17 protein-coding genes are annotated in these 16,669 nt (G+C 35.0%); 7 read left to right on the forward strand and 10 right to left on the reverse strand.

Annotated elements, in window-relative coordinates; genetic code table 11:
- Positions 1-20 precede the first annotated feature (20 nt).
- Complete coding sequence (locus GQ40_RS06240; RefSeq protein ID WP_047546735.1) at positions 21-1,445, forward strand: L-serine ammonia-lyase; 1,425 nt, start codon at positions 21-23, stop codon at positions 1,443-1,445.
- Between the two features lie 112 nt (positions 1,446-1,557).
- On the opposite strand, the gene GQ40_RS06245 is transcribed toward GQ40_RS06240, so the two are convergent.
- On the reverse strand, positions 1,558-2,016 hold the full coding sequence (locus tag GQ40_RS06245) for a nuclear transport factor 2 family protein (protein ID WP_047546736.1): 459 nt from the start codon (positions 2,014-2,016) through the stop codon (positions 1,558-1,560).
- Positions 2,017-2,122: 106 nt separating this feature from the next.
- Here GQ40_RS06245 and panB point away from each other — a divergent pair, with 106 nt between their 5' ends.
- Complete coding sequence (gene panB / locus GQ40_RS06250) at positions 2,123-2,941, forward strand: 3-methyl-2-oxobutanoate hydroxymethyltransferase (protein WP_047546737.1); 819 nt, start codon at positions 2,123-2,125, stop codon at positions 2,939-2,941.
- A 239-nt stretch (positions 2,942-3,180) separates the two neighbouring features.
- Complete coding sequence (locus tag GQ40_RS06255; protein WP_047546739.1) at positions 3,181-3,879, forward strand: RluA family pseudouridine synthase; 699 nt, start codon at positions 3,181-3,183, stop codon at positions 3,877-3,879.
- Between the two features lie 6 nt (positions 3,880-3,885).
- On the opposite strand, the gene GQ40_RS06260 is transcribed toward GQ40_RS06255, so the two are convergent.
- From GQ40_RS06260 to GQ40_RS06295, 8 genes are all read right to left on the reverse strand, one after another.
- Positions 3,886-4,677, reverse strand: a complete 792-nt coding sequence (locus GQ40_RS06260; RefSeq protein WP_047546741.1) for a sensor histidine kinase — start codon at positions 4,675-4,677, stop codon at positions 3,886-3,888.
- The gene (locus tag GQ40_RS17050; protein WP_156115528.1) at positions 4,659-5,354 is read right to left on the reverse strand and encodes a hypothetical protein; all 696 of its coding nucleotides are present in this window, start codon (positions 5,352-5,354) and stop codon (positions 4,659-4,661) included. Before GQ40_RS17050 ends, GQ40_RS06260 begins: the two co-directional genes overlap by 19 nt.
- A gap of 9 nt (positions 5,355-5,363) precedes the next feature.
- Entirely contained in the window at positions 5,364-5,882 is a 519-nt protein-coding gene (locus GQ40_RS06270) for a hypothetical protein (RefSeq protein ID WP_047546743.1), read from the reverse strand.
- A gap of 91 nt (positions 5,883-5,973) precedes the next feature.
- Positions 5,974-6,822 carry a biotin-dependent carboxyltransferase family protein gene (locus tag GQ40_RS06275; RefSeq protein WP_047546745.1) on the reverse strand — a complete coding sequence of 283 codons (849 nt, stop codon included), beginning with the start codon at positions 6,820-6,822 and terminating at the stop codon, positions 5,974-5,976.
- Complete coding sequence (gene pxpB, locus GQ40_RS06280) at positions 6,815-7,549, reverse strand: 5-oxoprolinase subunit PxpB (RefSeq protein WP_052184165.1); 735 nt, start codon at positions 7,547-7,549, stop codon at positions 6,815-6,817. Before pxpB ends, GQ40_RS06275 begins: the two co-directional genes overlap by 8 nt.
- A gap of 6 nt (positions 7,550-7,555) precedes the next feature.
- Positions 7,556-8,293, reverse strand: a complete 738-nt coding sequence (gene pxpA, locus GQ40_RS06285) for a 5-oxoprolinase subunit PxpA (RefSeq protein ID WP_231565550.1) — start codon at positions 8,291-8,293, stop codon at positions 7,556-7,558.
- Position 8,294: 1 nt separating this feature from the next.
- Complete coding sequence (locus tag GQ40_RS06290) at positions 8,295-9,521, reverse strand: Nramp family divalent metal transporter (protein ID WP_047551574.1); 1,227 nt, start codon at positions 9,519-9,521, stop codon at positions 8,295-8,297.
- Entirely contained in the window at positions 9,514-10,632 is a 1,119-nt protein-coding gene (locus GQ40_RS06295) for a DUF2891 domain-containing protein (protein ID WP_047546747.1), read from the reverse strand. Before GQ40_RS06295 ends, GQ40_RS06290 begins: the two co-directional genes overlap by 8 nt.
- 305 nt (positions 10,633-10,937) lie before the next feature.
- Between GQ40_RS06295 and GQ40_RS06300 the strand changes: the two genes are divergently transcribed.
- From GQ40_RS06300 to GQ40_RS06315, 4 genes are read left to right on the forward strand one after another with little or no spacing between them, the layout of a single operon-like run.
- Positions 10,938-11,684: an SDR family NAD(P)-dependent oxidoreductase gene (locus tag GQ40_RS06300; protein ID WP_047546750.1), complete on the forward strand. Its 747-nt coding sequence runs from the start codon at positions 10,938-10,940 to the stop codon at positions 11,682-11,684.
- 6 nt (positions 11,685-11,690) lie between these two features.
- Complete coding sequence (locus tag GQ40_RS06305) at positions 11,691-12,509, forward strand: SMP-30/gluconolactonase/LRE family protein (protein ID WP_047546752.1); 819 nt, start codon at positions 11,691-11,693, stop codon at positions 12,507-12,509.
- Positions 12,510-12,513: 4 nt separating this feature from the next.
- The gene (locus GQ40_RS06310) at positions 12,514-13,755 is read left to right on the forward strand and encodes a glycosyltransferase family 2 protein (RefSeq protein ID WP_047546754.1); all 1,242 of its coding nucleotides are present in this window, start codon (positions 12,514-12,516) and stop codon (positions 13,753-13,755) included.
- Positions 13,756-13,786: 31 nt separating this feature from the next.
- Positions 13,787-15,067 carry an acetyl-CoA carboxylase biotin carboxylase subunit family protein gene (locus GQ40_RS06315; RefSeq protein ID WP_047546756.1) on the forward strand — a complete coding sequence of 427 codons (1,281 nt, stop codon included), beginning with the start codon at positions 13,787-13,789 and terminating at the stop codon, positions 15,065-15,067.
- Between the two features lie 50 nt (positions 15,068-15,117).
- Here GQ40_RS06315 and GQ40_RS06320 read toward each other — a convergent pair whose 3' ends face one another.
- Positions 15,118-16,656: a YifB family Mg chelatase-like AAA ATPase gene (locus tag GQ40_RS06320; protein ID WP_047546758.1), complete on the reverse strand. Its 1,539-nt coding sequence runs from the start codon at positions 16,654-16,656 to the stop codon at positions 15,118-15,120.
- Positions 16,657-16,669 lie beyond the last annotated feature (13 nt).

Raw genomic sequence — 16,669 nt, forward strand, 5'->3', positions numbered from 1 at the left:
CACTAAATCGATTACGTAAAATGGAGTGTATTTCTGTCTTTGACATGCTTAAAATTGGTGTTGGCCCATCGAGTTCTCATACTTTGGGACCTTGGCGAGCTGCAGAACGTTGGATCAAAGAACTTAAAGACAATAAAAAATTTGATAAGGTTGAAAACATCTCTGTAGACCTTTATGGATCCTTATCACTAACCGGTAAAGGGCATGCTACAGATTATGCCATACTTTTAGGATTGAGTGGTGCAGATCCAGAATATATTCCTGTAGAATCTATTGAGGTCATTATCGCATCTATCAAAAATTCCAATACGCTATTGTTTAATAATGAGAGACCTATTTCATTTGATATTAAAACAGATATTGTTTTCAATAGAAAGTTCTTACCCTTTCATGCCAATGCACTTACATTCTCTGCAACCATAAATGGACGACGTTACAAATCAACCTACTATTCTATTGGTGGAGGATTTGTGGTGCAAGAAGAACGAAAGATCTCAAAAAAAAATAAAATTATATTTTACTGCACCTTTCCTTATCCGGTTGAAAATGGTGTCAAACTTTTACAATATTGTGAGCAGTTAAAACTTCCAATTTCTGGTGTGGTATTGGAGAACGAAAAATCCATACGACCTATAGAAACAATAGATTCTGAAATTCAACGCATTTGGGATACGATGTTAGAATGCATGTACGTTGGCTGCCATACAGAAGGTAATCTTCCTGGCGGTCTCAACGTAAGGCGTCGAGCTTATGATATGCATCAAAAACTAAAAGGAGATGTACCCTACTCAAATCCTGTAGAATGGCTCTACTCTATTAGAAACACCGAAGTTAAATTTAGACAAATCCTAAAATGGGTAAGTTGCTTCGCATTGGCTGTCAATGAAGTTAATGCATCGCTTGGTCGTGTAGTTACTGCACCAACCAATGGAAGTGCAGGCGTTATTCCTGCAGTTTTAATGTATTATTTGGTGATAGAAAATCACGACGCCAATTTCGAGGACATCAAGCGTTTTTTACTTGTTGCAGGAGAAATAGGCAGTATCTTTAAAAAGGGAGCTACCATTAGTGCTGCAATGGGTGGCTGTCAAGCTGAAATTGGCGTGTCATCTGCAATGGCAGCTGGAGCGCTTTGTGAGCTTTCTGGCGGAACACCAGAGCAGGTGCTTGTTGCTGCGGAAATCGCGATGGAACACCACCTCGGTATGACTTGTGACCCAATTGGAGGCTTGGTTCAAATTCCCTGCATCGAGCGAAATGCTATGGGAGCGATAAAAGCCATCAATGCCTGTGAACTGGCTTTGGATACAGATCCTAAAAATGTCAAAGTCCCCTTGGACAAAGTGGTTCAAACGATGTGGGAAACTGCAAAAGACATGAATACCAAGTACAAAGAAACGAGTGAAGGTGGTTTAGCTGTTGGTGTGCATTTGAGTGATTGCTAGACTGTTTAGATTTGTTAGAATTATTAGACTTACTAGAATTCTTAGAGACTTTAGTATAATTGACTTTCTCGTACATTCTAGATTGATTAATATTCTCACAAAGGCACTAAGCTTAGTTTTCCCTGCACTCTTTTCTCCTCGTATCTACTATGTAAATAATCTTCCATTTGCCATTATCCTTAAAGAGTTGAAAGGAATTCACTCCACAGTGACTAAAATTACCGTTTAAGTAAAAATTATAAGGCGTCCATACGCTTGCCATATTGCCATCAATTTGGATGATGTAATCTAAGATTTCTTCTTTAAATGTTTTTTCCTTCGGAATTGAAGCTATAGACCTTAAAAAATCCGTAAAACTGGAAGTCGTTAAAGCTGTTTTATTGTCGCTGTTGCTGCTTATGGACTGCATTTTAATTTCGGAATGTACAGTACTCAACACCATCGCACCATCCTGTTTATGGAACCCTTCAAAAAAAGTTTCTATGGTTTGTTCTACTGCCTCTTCTTCCGAAGGTTGGGAAAAAGAAAAAGTGGCTATCAATACTGAAATGCAAAAGATATAATATTTCATGATTTTAGAATTTCCGAAGTAATTATAAAATTAAGAGTTTTTGGGCTTCAGAATAAATATATTTTAAGAAATCTCTGTATTTTTACGAATAATTAAAAATCACCACATGTCTACAGCTAAAAAAGATTATAAAAGAATTACCGTAAAATCACTTGTTGAGATGAAACGTCACAACGAGAAAATATCAATGTTGACTGCATACGATTATACCATGGCGAAAATTGTTGATGGTGCTGGTGTGGATGTGATTTTGGTTGGTGATTCTGCAAGTAATGTGATGGCTGGACACGAAACGACTTTACCGATTACTCTGGATCAAATGATCTATCACGCATCGTCTGTGGTAAGAGCGACAGAACGTGCTTTGGTGGTTGTAGATTTGCCTTTTGGAAGTTACCAAAGTGACCCTAAAGAGGCGTTGCGCTCTGCCATAAGAATCATGAAAGAATCTGGAGGCCATGCTGTAAAAATGGAAGGTGGAAAAGAGGTAAAAGAGTCGATAAAACGCATTTTAAATGCAGGAATTCCTGTGATGGGACATTTGGGCTTAACACCTCAATCTATTTATAAATTTGGAACTTATACGGTTCGAGCAAAAGAAGAGCAAGAGGCTGAGCAACTTAAAGAAGATGCCTTGATGCTGGAAAAAGCAGGTTGTTTTGGAATTGTAGTTGAAAAGATACCTGCAAAATTAGCCCAGGAGGTAGCTGAGAGTGTCTCGATCCCTGTAATTGGCATTGGCGCTGGCGCTGGTGTTGATGGTCAAGTGCTTGTGCTCCACGATATGATTGGGATGACCCATGAGTTCAATCCGCGGTTTTTAAGACGATACATGAACTTGTACGAAGATATGACCAACGCGATCGGACAGTATGTGAATGATGTTAAAGCTGTTGATTTCCCGAACGATAATGAGCAGTATTAACTCCTTTAATCATTTCTCTTAAGGGAATATTTTACTAATACTAAATCATGGAATTCATTGCCCGTTTTATTTGTGGATTAATTCTTAATTATCCTGGAGCTCTAATTAGATGGTTATTTTTTAAAAAGGATAAATCCTATTCTTATTATCTTGAAGAAATAGCAATTAACAATTTTGTTTCTATGGTATTTCTAACAATTATTCTAATTCTTTATAATATTTTCTTTAAGTAAATTAAAATGTCTAAAACCCTTTCTAACAAGTCAAATCTTCAAGTTATTTACGAAGACAACCATATTATCATCGTAAACAAACGAGCTGGTGATATCGTACAAGGTGACAAAACCGGAGACAAGCCTTTGAGCGATGTTGTTAAAGATTATATTAAGGATAAATACAACAAACCTGGCAATGTGTATTTAGGCGTTGTGCATAGACTGGACAGACCAACAACGGGAATTGTCATGTTTGCAAAAACCAGTAAAGCGCTACCAAGACTCAATAAGTTGTTTTCTGAAAAAAAAGCCAATAAAACCTATTGGGCTATTGTAAAAAACGCTCCAGAAAAACCTCAAGACACTCTGGTTAACTGGCTTAAAAAAAATCCGAAAAATAATAAATCTAGCACTTTTCCGAAGGAAATTGAAAACAGTAAAAAAGCGATTTTACATTACAAATTATTGAAAGCTCTGGATAATTATTTTCTTTTGGAAATTGAATTAGAAACGGGACGACATCACCAAATTAGAGTGCAACTAGCCAATATAGGCTCTCCAATAAAAGGCGATTTAAAATACGGTTTTGACCGAAGCAATAAAGACGCGAGTATTAGTTTACATGCCAGACGTTTGCAGTTTTTGCATCCTGTGTCTCAAGAAACTATTGATGTAATTGCAAATTTACCAGATGATCCTATCTGGAATGCATGTGAAGTTTAAAAAACGTTAGCTAAAAGGATAAGTAAGCCTCAACCTCACTCCTTCTCCAACTTTTGAATCCAAATCAAATGCAGTATTGATAAGTTCTGCCCTACCTTTCATATTAATGAGTCCTGATCCTTTTTCTGCGGAATCCAAATCAAATCCAACACCATTATCTTTTACTGTAATCAGCATTTTTTCAGACTGGTAATCTAAAATGACCTCAATTTTTGTTGCTTCGGAATATTTGACCGAGTTAGAAAAGAACTCTTGCAAAATCCTGAATATGATGATCTCATGTTTTTTGTCATTAAGCGCTCTCTGGTTTCCAATGATTTGCAATTCCGAAATAAAATTCATTCGGTTTAGACGCTCAATCTCGTTTTTTATTGAAGCTTCCAATCCCATATGAGACAGCACGTCATTATTTAAAGATTTTGAGAGCGCTCGAACCTCTGTTAAGCTGTCTTTTACTATTTGTGTGGTTTCAGTGACATTCGTTTTTAAGCTTCCTGGTACCTTTGCTCCAAGTGCGTTCAATTGCATATTGGCAAAAGCGAGCAATTGTCCAACATTGTCATGTAATTCCCTGCCAACGTGTTTTAAGGTTTGCTCTTGAATTTCGGTTTGGGAACGGGAAATTTCTTCGTCGAAGGCTTTTTGCTGATTGATTTGATCTAACAAAAGCTTACTTTTTCTTTTTTGAAATGTCACCAGAAATAAAACAATAAGAACTGTTATTATTATTATAACTACAATTGAATAGATTAAAATCGTAAAATCTAACGTTTCTTTATCTATTGTTCCTTGTGCCATACAAAACCAAATATAAAACAACTATACATAAAAATATTAACTAGCAATAAAATTATCCTTTTTACTTTTATAAACTCTGGGTAATAAGGTGTGTAATAGTCATAATAAATAACTAAAGGTGGAAATACTAACCACCAAACCAATAGTCCTACACTATAATAAAATGTGAATGATTTATAAAAGCTTAGGATTTTATCACTGTTCAAAATCTCATAAAAATAAACGAATACACATACTAGAATTGTAAATGAACCCGCATAGAAATTATCATTGATATATTTTACGAAATAATATTCATGATTTATTACCAATATAGTTGCAGTGGCAATGGTAAATAAAGCAAGAAGAAATTTTAAAGTTCGAAGAGAGTTTTTAGCTTTTACAATACTTAGAAAAACTAATAAATGAAAAAACACCTGAAAAATACCATAAAAATTATATAACCAAAAATTTCTCTCAAACACTGTGTCTTTAAGGAGTTTTAAAAATGATAAATCATCTATGTATAAAGTGTATTTCCCTAAAATTTCAATTATAAGCGTGAACCATAAAAAAAGAGCTATTGACTTGAATAAAGACACTTTGTTTTTCAAAAAAAACAAAGTACCTAATAAAGCAGCAATAAATTCAAAAAACATTATTATTAATCCACTATGCTTTATTAAGTACTCTATCATAAAATGGCCTTATTGAGGATAATTTGATGACGGTGGATCTCCTCCATTACCCATATCCAATCCAGGTCCTCCTGGAATATCACGACCTCCACCTCCTTGAAGTGTAAAGTTAAGCAAATTTCCTTCAGAACCCATAGGTGTTCCTGTTGGTACAAATAATAATGTGGTATAACCAGGCGTGTCACCAACCATTGGTTGAGCACCTAAATACAAACGTACACCATCCATATTATATTTCAAATCTTTGGCTTGCTGTTCTGCAATAGTCAAATAGTTTCGAACATCTTCTAAAGAATACCATGATGACCTATTGTCTCCTCCTTTTACATCTTTAAAAACTGTTGCATTAATGCTATCGTACCTAGAGTTATAGGCTTGCGTTAATGTTTTAATTTGATCTGGATTGATAATACCTCTTGGCACCAAAGGGTTCATTCCTTCTAAAGAGTCTTTATCTTTTTGACAATAAAAGTACATAGCCAAAGCCCCTAAAAGGAATCCTAAAATAAGTAATACTAAATTTTTCATAATTTGGTTAGTTTGAATTAATAGTGGGCGCAAAGTATTGAAAATCTGTATACAAAACTATTTTTAATGTTAAAATTATTCAATTTTCTTACTAATTAATACGTTTTAACGCAATTTTCCTACACGTGAACTGCTGAGAAAGTTTGCTTATAGACTTTTCGGTTAATTGTAAAACTCTTGGATATCCACCAGTAATCTGGCAATCCCTCATCAAAACAATAAGTTTTCCAGATGGCGTCAACTGTGCAGTTCCAGGAAGAACCAACGAAGTTATGATACTTTTTAAATCGTTCTCAAAAGGCTCATCAAATTGATAGGCCATGCGGTTACTTTCTTTAGAAACGGTAAGCAAAGTATTAAATAATCTTTCTTGCTGAAAAGTGGAAAGAAAATCAAATTCCGGTCCCTTAAAAACCTCTAAATCATTACCCTTAAAATGGTTTGCATCCGTTTTTACAGATGAAAATGTTGGTATATTCTTCTTATTTAAACCTAAAATGGGCAACATATCACCTTTCATCAATTTCTCATGTGAAGTCACTCCACCATACATACTGCGACTGTTCATTATTATCTCAGTTTGAAAACCACCAAAAACCGAAATATAAACCCGACATCCCGCTTCAAGTTTCCCAAACCTCAATATTGAACCTTCATCCACTTTAATAACTACATTATTTTTAATAGGCACATCATCTAAGCTTGAGTTCATAATCGCTCCAGTGACACAAATCAATGTACTCTTTGAAAACTTGAGATGCGGACCAAAACCAATACTTTCAATAACAGCAGCATTGCTATCATTGCCCAAAATAGAATTTCCCAAAAGTGCTGAATAGCGATCCATCACGCCCGAAGCTGGCACACCATAATTAGAAAACCCAAATCGCCCCAAATCCTGTATCGTATCCAACAAACCTGTTTTTAGAACTTCAACCATCAAGCACCTCGCTTTCTATTTTGTAGGTTCCAAGCGCAACCTCTCTTTTGATCAAATCATATTCTGTTCTCGAAATTGGAAAAAACTCAATTTTATCACCCGACGTCGCAAAACAAGGTTCTTTTTTCTTCGGAAGAAATAACTCAACCGGAGAATTACCAATTATGTTCCAACCTCCAGGACTTGCATTTGGATACATTCCCGTTTGCGACCCTCCAATTGCAATCGCTCCTTTTTTAATCTCGTGTCTCGGACTATTTTTCCTCGGAAAATATAAGCGCTCATCCAATCCTCCCAAGTATAAAAAACCGGGTAAAAATCCAATAAAATAAACCGTGTAAATTGTACTGTAATGCAACTCAACAATGTCCTTTATTGACCTATTTTTTTCTTCGGAAATCTCAACTAAATCCAACCCGAAATGTTCGTCATAACACACAGGAATTTTGAATAATTTTGATTCCCTTTTTTTTAGTATATTTCGACTTTTATAATACTGTTTTAACTCTAAAAACCTACTATTGATATTATCAATAGTAACACTATAAATAACTAATAACGAATTATATGCGTTATTTATTTGAACCAATGATTCAATATCTAATTCTAGAAGATGATTTTTATAAACAAGAACATCGTTTAGGATGTTTTCAGAGATTTCCTGAGGCCATTCTATCAAAATAGAAGCTTCCGAAAATCGTTTATATGTCAGCTTAAAGTTCTTCAAATTTGATCAAGAAATTTCAATGTGATGATGCTTTAATTTAGCTATTAATTGCTTTAGATTTTCGACCACATTTTTACCGTCACCATGCACGCAAAATGTATCCGCTTTCAGCTCCACTTCCACTTTATTTATAGTGTTTACTTTTCCGAAGTGAATCATATTATAAACATGGTCAAACATTATGTTTGGGTCGTGAATCAACGCATTTTTTAGATTTCTTGACACCAAAGTCAAATCGTCATTATAGTTTCGGTCTGCGAATACTTCATGCATTATTTTAATCCCTTCGGTTTTGGCTATTTCAGAAATAACCGATTTAAAAGGCGCATATACTATTAAGTTTTCATCTATTGTTTTTACTACACCAACAACAATCTTAGCGGTTCTCTCATCAACCGAGGCTATATTGTAAAGTGCTCCATGAGGCTTAACGTGATGCAACTGCAATTGCGCCCTCTCGACAAGGGATTTTAAAAGCTCTATTTGGTGTTTTAGAGCATCAAATAAATCTGTTGAGTTCATATCCATTTTAGTTCTCCCAAAATTCAATTTATCGGGAAACGAGGGATGCGCACCAATTTTTACATGATTTGATTTGGCTAAAATCACCGCCTCTTTCATGCTTTGCAAATCTCCAGCATGTCCACCACAGGCAATATTGCAAGAAGAGATTAATGGCATAAGTTGCGCTTCATTGCCCATGCCTTCACCTAAATCGCAGTTGATATCTATTGTTTTCATCATTTTAAATCAGTTCAAATACTTTGAGAATACTTTTTGCTCCAAGAAATAAAGCTAATCCGCAAATCACAACACCAAGTACATTTTGCAAACTGGTATTTTTGTATTTCCCAAGAATGGACGTTTTATTCATAACCCAAAGCAAAAAGCCAGCAATTACGGGTAACAGCAGCCCATTAGCCACTTGAGCAAATTTTATGATTTCTATGGATTTAAACCCAACAGACGAAAACAAAACACCCAATCCCAAAATAAACATCCATACGATTCTAAATCGTTTTGTTTTCATATTCGTGCTCCAACCCAAACATCCCGAAGCCACATAAGCTGCTGCCAATGGTGCAGTGATTGCACTTGTAATGCCAGCTGCGAACAAACCAATTGACAAAAAATAAGATGCAAAGTCCCCAAAAAGAGGCTCCAAACCTTTTGCCAAATCCACCGCATTGTTTACTTCAAAAGTTTTGATTGCAGCAGCAGAGATTATGATGCTCATAGAAACAATTCCGCCTAAGACTACAGCTATAATCGTATCTTTTCTTGCGTATTTCAAATCACTTTCATGTTTCCATTTCTCCTTAACCAAAGATGCGTGCAAAAACAGATTGTATGGCACAACCGTAGTACCCACCAAAGCAATAACGGTTAAAATACTTTCACCTGAATACTTTGGCACAAAAAGCCCTTTCAACACTTCTAAAATATCTGGCTTGGTCAATATAGCGGTCACTAAAAAGGCCAAACTCATAAGAATCACCAAGGACACCAGCACTTTTTCTAAAACCTTATAATTCCCAATGTACAAGATCGAAAACGCAACAGCTCCTATAACCAAAGGAAAAACACTTAAAGACAAATGGCCAATCAAAATTTGGGAGTTACCAAACAAAGCCTCCAGACCTAAAACGCTACCACTTATATTTCCAGCTTCATAGGCTGCATTACCAACGACAATGGCAGATAGAATTAAAATGATGGCGAGCGAGCGAAAGACAGGGCTTGAGATCTCGGTCCTAATCACTTCGGAAAGTCCTTTTTGAGAGACAATTCCTAACCTCGCAGACATTTCCTGCAAAACAATCGTCGCAAAAACTGAAAGCAACATTGCCCAAAGCAACGCAAACCCGAAGTTTACACCAGCCAAAGTACACGTAGTTACTGTTCCAGGACCAATAAATGCTGCAGCAACCAATGGTCCTGGGCCAATGTTTTTAAACCAGTTTTTAATCACGCTCAACAGAATTTAAAGCATAAATAGCAAAACTACCCAACCAATGACCGCCTTCGTAACTATCTCCAACAATACTTGGCAAAGAATAGTTAATATGTTGATTTGCAATATTTCTAAGATGGTTATATTCTGGCAAATCCCTAGCAATTTCATTTAAACTCCATGCCCTTGAGAAGTTAACACCATCAAGATGAACCAGTTTCCCATCGGTTCTATCGCTTACTTTTCCTGTTGCTAAAGTGAAATTTTTATTTTTTAACTGCGGAAGAAAATCGTTGAGCCACGTTTTAAAGTCTTCTATTGGCAATACGCGCTTCATCAACGCAGCTTCTTCAAAACATGGAGACAAAAAATCGAATCCGCTAGGCTCCCAACTTAATGGGCAATCTTTATCATTACTGTAAAAATCTTTTGCGCGTTGTTCTATTAATGCCTGCAATTGCTCGTCGCCCAATGTTTTTGCATAATCGTAAGCGAACGACAACCCAAAGGCAGTATTTGGATGCTCACCAACTCTTATGGGATAATTTAACTTCGGGAGAAACTCGATATACTTTTCTACGATCAAGCTTGTAAGTGACTGTAGATTAGACTCTAATTGTTTAGATATTGGGTCGTCCCATTTATGAAGTTCTTCTGCCAATTTCAATAACCAAGCCCAACCGTAGGTTCTTTCGTATGTTGAGTTGTACTTTCCGAAGAAATAATCAACCTCTGCCTTTATATGTTCTTGAGACAGATTTTCAAGCAGCATAGACTTAATCTCATCTGCATTTTCCAAATTTGGATATTGCCTCAATAAACTTACTAAACTCCAATGACCATGAACTGCAGAGTGCCAATCAAAACAACCATAAAAAGCAGGATGCAAATCTTTAGGTGATTTTAAATCTTCCTCTCCGCCAATGGTTTGATTGAGTTTATTTGGATATTCGGTTTGAATACAGTGAATTGGCAACTGAGCCAACCGACTTGCTTCTTCTAAATTGATTTCAGGTATTTTAGATTGTGTTACTTCAACTTTTTGTTCAATAATTTCTTTTGTCTTTTCTTCGGAAGAATTGCACGCAAAAAAACAAATTGAGATTAATATTAAAAATGATGTCTTCATGATTTTATAGCTATTACAATTTAATTCTGTTTATTATTTAGCATTAATTTTAATGGACAATCAAGGGGATTGGATTTTTTGAATTTCCGAGGTAAATTTGATTAAAATTCAAAATTGGGAACTCAAAACCAAGATTACTCTCAAATCATTTTCGGGTTTAAGGTATCAAAAAATCAAGGATTTTTATATTACGATTACTAGATTTCTGTTTTTTTAGGTATTTAAACGAAAATATGCAACGCACAGAAACACGTTAACTAAAATTTTTATAAATTCGTCCGAAAGGTTTATATAACCTAAGTTGTATGAAAACAGTAATGATTTTAGGAGGTACGAAAGGTGTTGGTAATGAAATACTAAAATCTTGTTTAAAAAAAGGCTACAATGTCGCATTTTCTGGAAGAGACCAAACTCAAGGCCATAAGATCATAGAAGATTTACAAAGCAAAGATCAACTTTATTTTCATGAAATTGATCTCAACTCTATAAATGAGATTGAAAATTTCCATACAAAAACTATTGAGAAATTTGGAAATATCGATGCTTTAGTTATCTATGCTGGCATAACTCCAGTGTCTTCTCTAACTAACACGGAAGAAGAGATTTACGACCAAGTATTTAATGTTAACCTTAAAGCTCCTTATTTTTTAATAAAGCATGTTTTAAAATCTATGGTAGAAGAAAATAGAGGCTCAATTATTTTCTTTGGTTCTGCTCATATGGATTATGGTCAAGAAGACAGAACTGCCTATGCACTAACAAAAAGTGCTCTCTATACATTGTCAAATCACATTGCTCATCATTATGCCAAATATGGTGTTAGATCAAATTATGTTGTGATGGGATGGACCAATACCGAAGGTGAAGTAGATTTAAGAGCGAGTGAAGGCATTAGTGAGCAAGCATTAAAAAATAAAGCTAAGGACATTATCCCAATGGGTCGTATGCTTAATCGTTTTGATCCCGTTCCTGCTGTTATGCATTTTATCTCAGATGAATCTGCTATGACAACTGGTTCTTTAATAAGAATTACTGGAGGGGAATACATCTAAAGATTTATGAAACAACATTTGGTTTTTTATTCAAACTCTGAACTTCTCGAAGGACCTATATTTGATAAAGACAACAATCTCCTGTATTTTGTATCTATTTTAGAGGGTTTAGTGTATTGTTATAATCCTGAAAGTAAACAAATATTAAGTGTAAAATTAGATTCTCCCGTAGGCTCAGTTTTTATAAAAAGTCATAAAAAAATATTGGCAGCTGCTAAAAATGGTTTTTTTGAAATTGATTTTAATACCTTAAAAACTAAGTTAGCATTTAAAATAGAGATAGAAGATAATGTAAGATTCAATGACGGAATTAAAGATCCTATTGGGCGTATAATAGTTGGTACGATGGGATTTCCGAAGATAAAAGAAAATATAGGACAGGTTTTCTCATATCATAAAGGCGATTATAAAACGATTATAAAAGACACCACAATCTCAAACGGATTAACTTTTTCATTAGATAACAAATTTCTATATTTCATTGATACTCTAACAAATAAAGTTGCAAAATACCGCTATGATTTAAACACTGGAAATGTAGAATTTAGTTCCTATATAATTGAATTTAAAGGCTCTAGCAATCCAGACGGTATGTGTATAGATAAAAATGGTATGCTCTGGATTGCCGAATGGAACGGTGAGTGCATATCTCAATGGAATCCTGAAAATGGAAAACGTATTAAAAAAATAAATCTGCCTTGTACTAATGTGACATCATGTTGTTTTGATAATCACTCTAACTTATATGTTACAACTGCGAAAAGTGACAATAAAAGTGATATTTTTGGTGGTGGATTATTTTATATTGAGTTAAATACAATTTAATTAAATGAATAACATTAAAATTAGTGTCATTGTTCCTGTTTTTCGAATTGAAAAATACTTACCCACTTGTGTGGTTAGTCTTTTGGAACAATCTTTTCACGATTTTGAACTCATTCTTGTTGACGACGGAAGCCAAGATAGTTCTCCCCAAATTTGTGATGATTTCGCAAAAAAAGATAGCAGAATCCAAGTCATTCATAAAGAAAATGGAGGATTATTAAGCGCCAGAAAAGAAGGATTGAAGAATGCTTCAGGAAAATATATTGCTTTTGTAGATGGAGATGATTGGGTAGATAAATACTATTTAGACACCCTCTTTAAACTTGCAGAAGCCAATGATGCAGATTTAGTTGAAACTGGCCACTTTAGAGAGTTTGACGGAAAAATAGAAACCATCAAACCTAAATTAGCTGGTGTTTATAATGCTAAAGATATCGCAACTGAAATCATGCCTAAGGCCATCTATAATGGTGACTTTTGCGAGCATGGTATATCAACATATGTATGGAACAAACTTTTTAAAAGAGAGTTATTAGAATTAATTCTTTTTGATGTGCCAAATGATATTGTAATGGGAGAAGATGCTGCTATTACCTATTCCTATTTAGCCATCTCAAAAGGACTTGTAATAAGTAAAATCCCATTATATTATTACAGACAAAGATTTGATTCCATCGTAAAGTCAATAGAAGACCCACAAACAGAATTCTACAGACTAGGTTTACTAATGAGCTTTTTAAAAACGAAACTTAGCCATATTCTAGATTCAGAGATCCTTAATAATCAAATCAAATTATACCTCTATTCTCAAATATTAGTAAGATGTGGCGGAATTATACTCAACGACGAGGGAGACATTATTTTCAATCCCTTTGTTAAAGCTAAAAGACATTCTAAAATCGTGGTATATAGTTCTGGTTCTTTTGGACAACACATTTTATCCACAAATAAAAAAACAGATTTTTTTGAAATCGTAAAATGGATAGACCTTGATTTTCATAAGCTCAATATAAATGGAAACTCCGTACAGCCTATTAGTTCTATTAAAAACGATGAGTTTGATTTTTTAATAATAGCAACCATAAACCCTTCAATTTACAATGCTATAAAAATTGAATTGGGATTAATGGGAATCAATAATTCTAAAGTTTTGAAGATCAACACAAACGAAATCGACATTGATACACTTTTAGCTGAAATTGGATTTAATAAAGATTTCGAATTTAAAAAAAATGCTACTATATAAAATATTTGCAATCAATCATTTAGGTTAAAATATGACAAAAAAACTTATTATTCTTGGCGGAAACCCAGAAACAGCGATTTTGGTAAAAACAGCGATGTCAATGGGAATATATATAATTGTCGTTGATCCTAATCCGCTTTCTCCTGCAAAACAAATTGCAGACGAAAGTTATGACATAGAAGTTTTCAATGTAGACGAAGTCGTTAATTTAGCAAAAAGACTTAAAGTTGATGGTGTTTTGGTTGGCGTTGCCGATATATTGGTCGCACCTTACAAAAAAATATGTGAAAAGTTAAATTTTCATTGCTATGTCACAGAAGAAGCTGTTGATGCATTTTGTAGCAAGGATGGTTTTAAAAGATATTGTATAGTACATAATATTCAGGATATACCAGGAATTTACATAAGTGAGACAGAAAGTATTGAGAATACTCAACAAATGAAATTCCCAGTAATGATTAAGCCTGTTGATAATGGTGGTGGTGTTGGCATGAAGATTTGCAGAGACGAAGATGATTATAAAAACTCAGTTAAAACTGCTTTAAAATTCTCTAAAAAAGGAGTGGTGTTAGTAGAGAGATATATGGATTGTGATGACATGGCTGCTTATTATACCTTTAAGGATGGCAAAGCTTACCTATCTGCAATTTCAGATCGATTTACAACTAAAAAACAAGGTGACTCAAGTCCCGTTTGCATTGGAGCTATATTTCCATCTAAATATACCGAGCAATTTGTAAAAGAGGTCAACCCTAAATTAACCAAGTTTTTTGAATCTTTAGATGTCCAAAACGGTGTATTAAATCTTCAGTTCTTTGTTGAAGATGGTGTCTTTTATGCTTACGATCCAGGTTTTAGGTTACAAGGTGAAGCACCTCACCTACCCATTGCTCACATTAATGGTTTTGACCACAGAGAAATGCTCGTCAATTTTGCACTTACCGGTAATTTTGGTGGTGATGATTTTGTAACTAAAAATGACTTTAGATTTAAAGGAAAAATCGCCTGTACCATTTGGGTGCTATTAAAAGGCGGAGAAATAGATGCAATTAAAGGTTTAGAGCAAATTCAAAATGATGACAATGTTATTTTTGTACTAGACAGATTTAAAACTGGTGATATTGTTACTGCTGAAATGTTAGGCACCGAAAAACAAGTCTTCTCAAGAATATACCTCGTTGCAGACAACATAACAGACATCAATAAAAAAATTGTTGAATTTAGGAATCTACTAAAGATTACAGATGACAAAGGACAGGATATGATCCTTCAATGGATGGATACTTTTGATGAAGCGGATTATAGAAAGTAATTAAAAATCTATTCTCTTTTATCAGGGTTTCCTCCCCTCGCAGGAATTTATTACCCCAACCAACCCTCACGATCCATACTTCTATATTGTATAGCTTCGGAAATATGAGAACCATTAATATCATCTGCTGCTTCAAGATCTGCAATAGTTCGTGATACTTTCAAAATTCTATCATAGGCTCTTGCAGACAAATTTAAACGCTCCATCGCAGTTTTTAAAAGCTGCATCGACGCATCATCCAATTTACAGTGTTGTCTTAAAAATTTTGTATTCATTTGGGCATTGTAATGCACTTTATCAGATTCTTTAAAACGTTGTGTTTGAATTTCCCGAGCTGCAGTAACACGTTTTCTTATTTCTACTGAAGTTTCTCCTTTACGTTCATCTGCCAGTTTATCAAAAGGTACGGGCGTGACTTCTATATGAATATCAATACGGTCCAATAATGGTCCAGAGATTTTACTCAAGTACCGTTGCATTTCCGCAGGTGAAGAGGTTACAGGTGCATTGGGATCATTAAAATAACCTCCAGGACTAGGGTTCATACTCGCCACCAACATAAACGATGATGGATACGTCACTGTAAATTTTGCCCTAGAAATCGTGACTTCACGGTCTTCCAAAGGTTGACGCATCACTTCTAAAACTTCGCGTTTAAATTCTGGGAGTTCATCCAAGAACAAAACTCCGTTATGGGATAATGAGATTTCTCCTGGTTGCGGATAGCTTCCACCACCTACTAGTGCCACATTGGATATCGTATGATGCGGACTCCTAAACGGTCTTTGCGCCATCAAACCCGTATGTTCCTTAACACGACCAACAACCGAATGTATTTTGGTCGTCTCCAAAGCCTCATGCAAGGTCATTGGTGGCAAAATACTTGGCAATCGTTTGGCAAGCATCGTTTTTCCTGCTCCTGGTGGACCAATCAAAATAATATTATGTCCGCCAGCTGCTGCAATTTCCATACAACGTTTGATACTTTCCTGTCCTTTGACATCGCTAAAATCGAATTCTGGGAAATCCAGATTCTTATAAAATTCTTCTCTTGTATTTATAATAGTTTGCTCTAAAGGCTCTCCTAAATCAAAAAATTTGATGACTTGCTCAATATTGTCAACTCCAAAAACTTCCAATCCATCAACGATTGCTGCTTCTTTTGCATTTTGCTTCGGAAGGATAAATCCTTTAAAACCTTCTTCCCTAGCCTTTACTGCAATGGGAAGGGCTCCTCTTATAGGTTGCAAATTTCCGTCGAGTGATAACTCACCCATGATGAGATATTTATCAATATCGTCGCCTTTAATTTGATTTGTAGCCACCAAAATACCGATGGCCAACGTGAGGTCGTAAGACGACCCTTCTTTACGTAAATCGGCAGGCGACATGTTGATAATAATCTTTTTTCCGGGAATTTTATAACCGTTATTTTGAAGTGCAGCAGCAATTCTAAAATTACTCTCCTTTATCGCGTTATCTGGAAGACCTACGAGATGATAACCGATTCCACTATCGACATTGACCTCAACTGTAATCGTTGTAGCCTCAACGCCAAATACAGCGCTTCCAAAAACTTTTTTGAGCATAATCAGTTGGTTT

The sequence above is a fragment of the Psychroserpens sp. Hel_I_66 genome, from assembly GCF_000799465.1.
Lineage (GTDB): Bacteria > Bacteroidota > Bacteroidia > Flavobacteriales > Flavobacteriaceae > Psychroserpens.

Coding starts and splice junctions, on each gene's coding strand:
- GQ40_RS06240 (WP_047546735.1), top strand. CDS start 21: ATGGAGTGTATTTCTGTCTTTGACATGCTTAAAATTGGTGTTGGCCCA.
- panB (WP_047546737.1), top strand. CDS start 2,123: ATGTCTACAGCTAAAAAAGATTATAAAAGAATTACCGTAAAATCACTT.
- pxpA (WP_231565550.1), bottom strand. CDS start 8,293: ATGATGAAAACAATAGATATCAACTGCGATTTAGGTGAAGGCATGGGC.
- GQ40_RS06245 (WP_047546736.1), bottom strand. CDS start 2,016: ATGAAATATTATATCTTTTGCATTTCAGTATTGATAGCCACTTTTTCT.
- GQ40_RS06295 (WP_047546747.1), bottom strand. CDS start 10,632: ATGAAGACATCATTTTTAATATTAATCTCAATTTGTTTTTTTGCGTGC.
- GQ40_RS06300 (WP_047546750.1), top strand. CDS start 10,938: ATGAAAACAGTAATGATTTTAGGAGGTACGAAAGGTGTTGGTAATGAA.
- GQ40_RS06275 (WP_047546745.1), bottom strand. CDS start 6,822: ATGGTTGAAGTTCTAAAAACAGGTTTGTTGGATACGATACAGGATTTG.
- GQ40_RS06255 (WP_047546739.1), top strand. CDS start 3,181: ATGTCTAAAACCCTTTCTAACAAGTCAAATCTTCAAGTTATTTACGAA.
- GQ40_RS06305 (WP_047546752.1), top strand. CDS start 11,691: ATGAAACAACATTTGGTTTTTTATTCAAACTCTGAACTTCTCGAAGGA.
- GQ40_RS06315 (WP_047546756.1), top strand. CDS start 13,787: ATGACAAAAAAACTTATTATTCTTGGCGGAAACCCAGAAACAGCGATT.
- GQ40_RS06270 (WP_047546743.1), bottom strand. CDS start 5,882: ATGAAAAATTTAGTATTACTTATTTTAGGATTCCTTTTAGGGGCTTTG.
- GQ40_RS06310 (WP_047546754.1), top strand. CDS start 12,514: ATGAATAACATTAAAATTAGTGTCATTGTTCCTGTTTTTCGAATTGAA.
- GQ40_RS17050 (WP_156115528.1), bottom strand. CDS start 5,354: ATGATAGAGTACTTAATAAAGCATAGTGGATTAATAATAATGTTTTTT.
- GQ40_RS06260 (WP_047546741.1), bottom strand. CDS start 4,677: ATGGCACAAGGAACAATAGATAAAGAAACGTTAGATTTTACGATTTTA.
- GQ40_RS06320 (WP_047546758.1), bottom strand. CDS start 16,656: ATGCTCAAAAAAGTTTTTGGAAGCGCTGTATTTGGCGTTGAGGCTACA.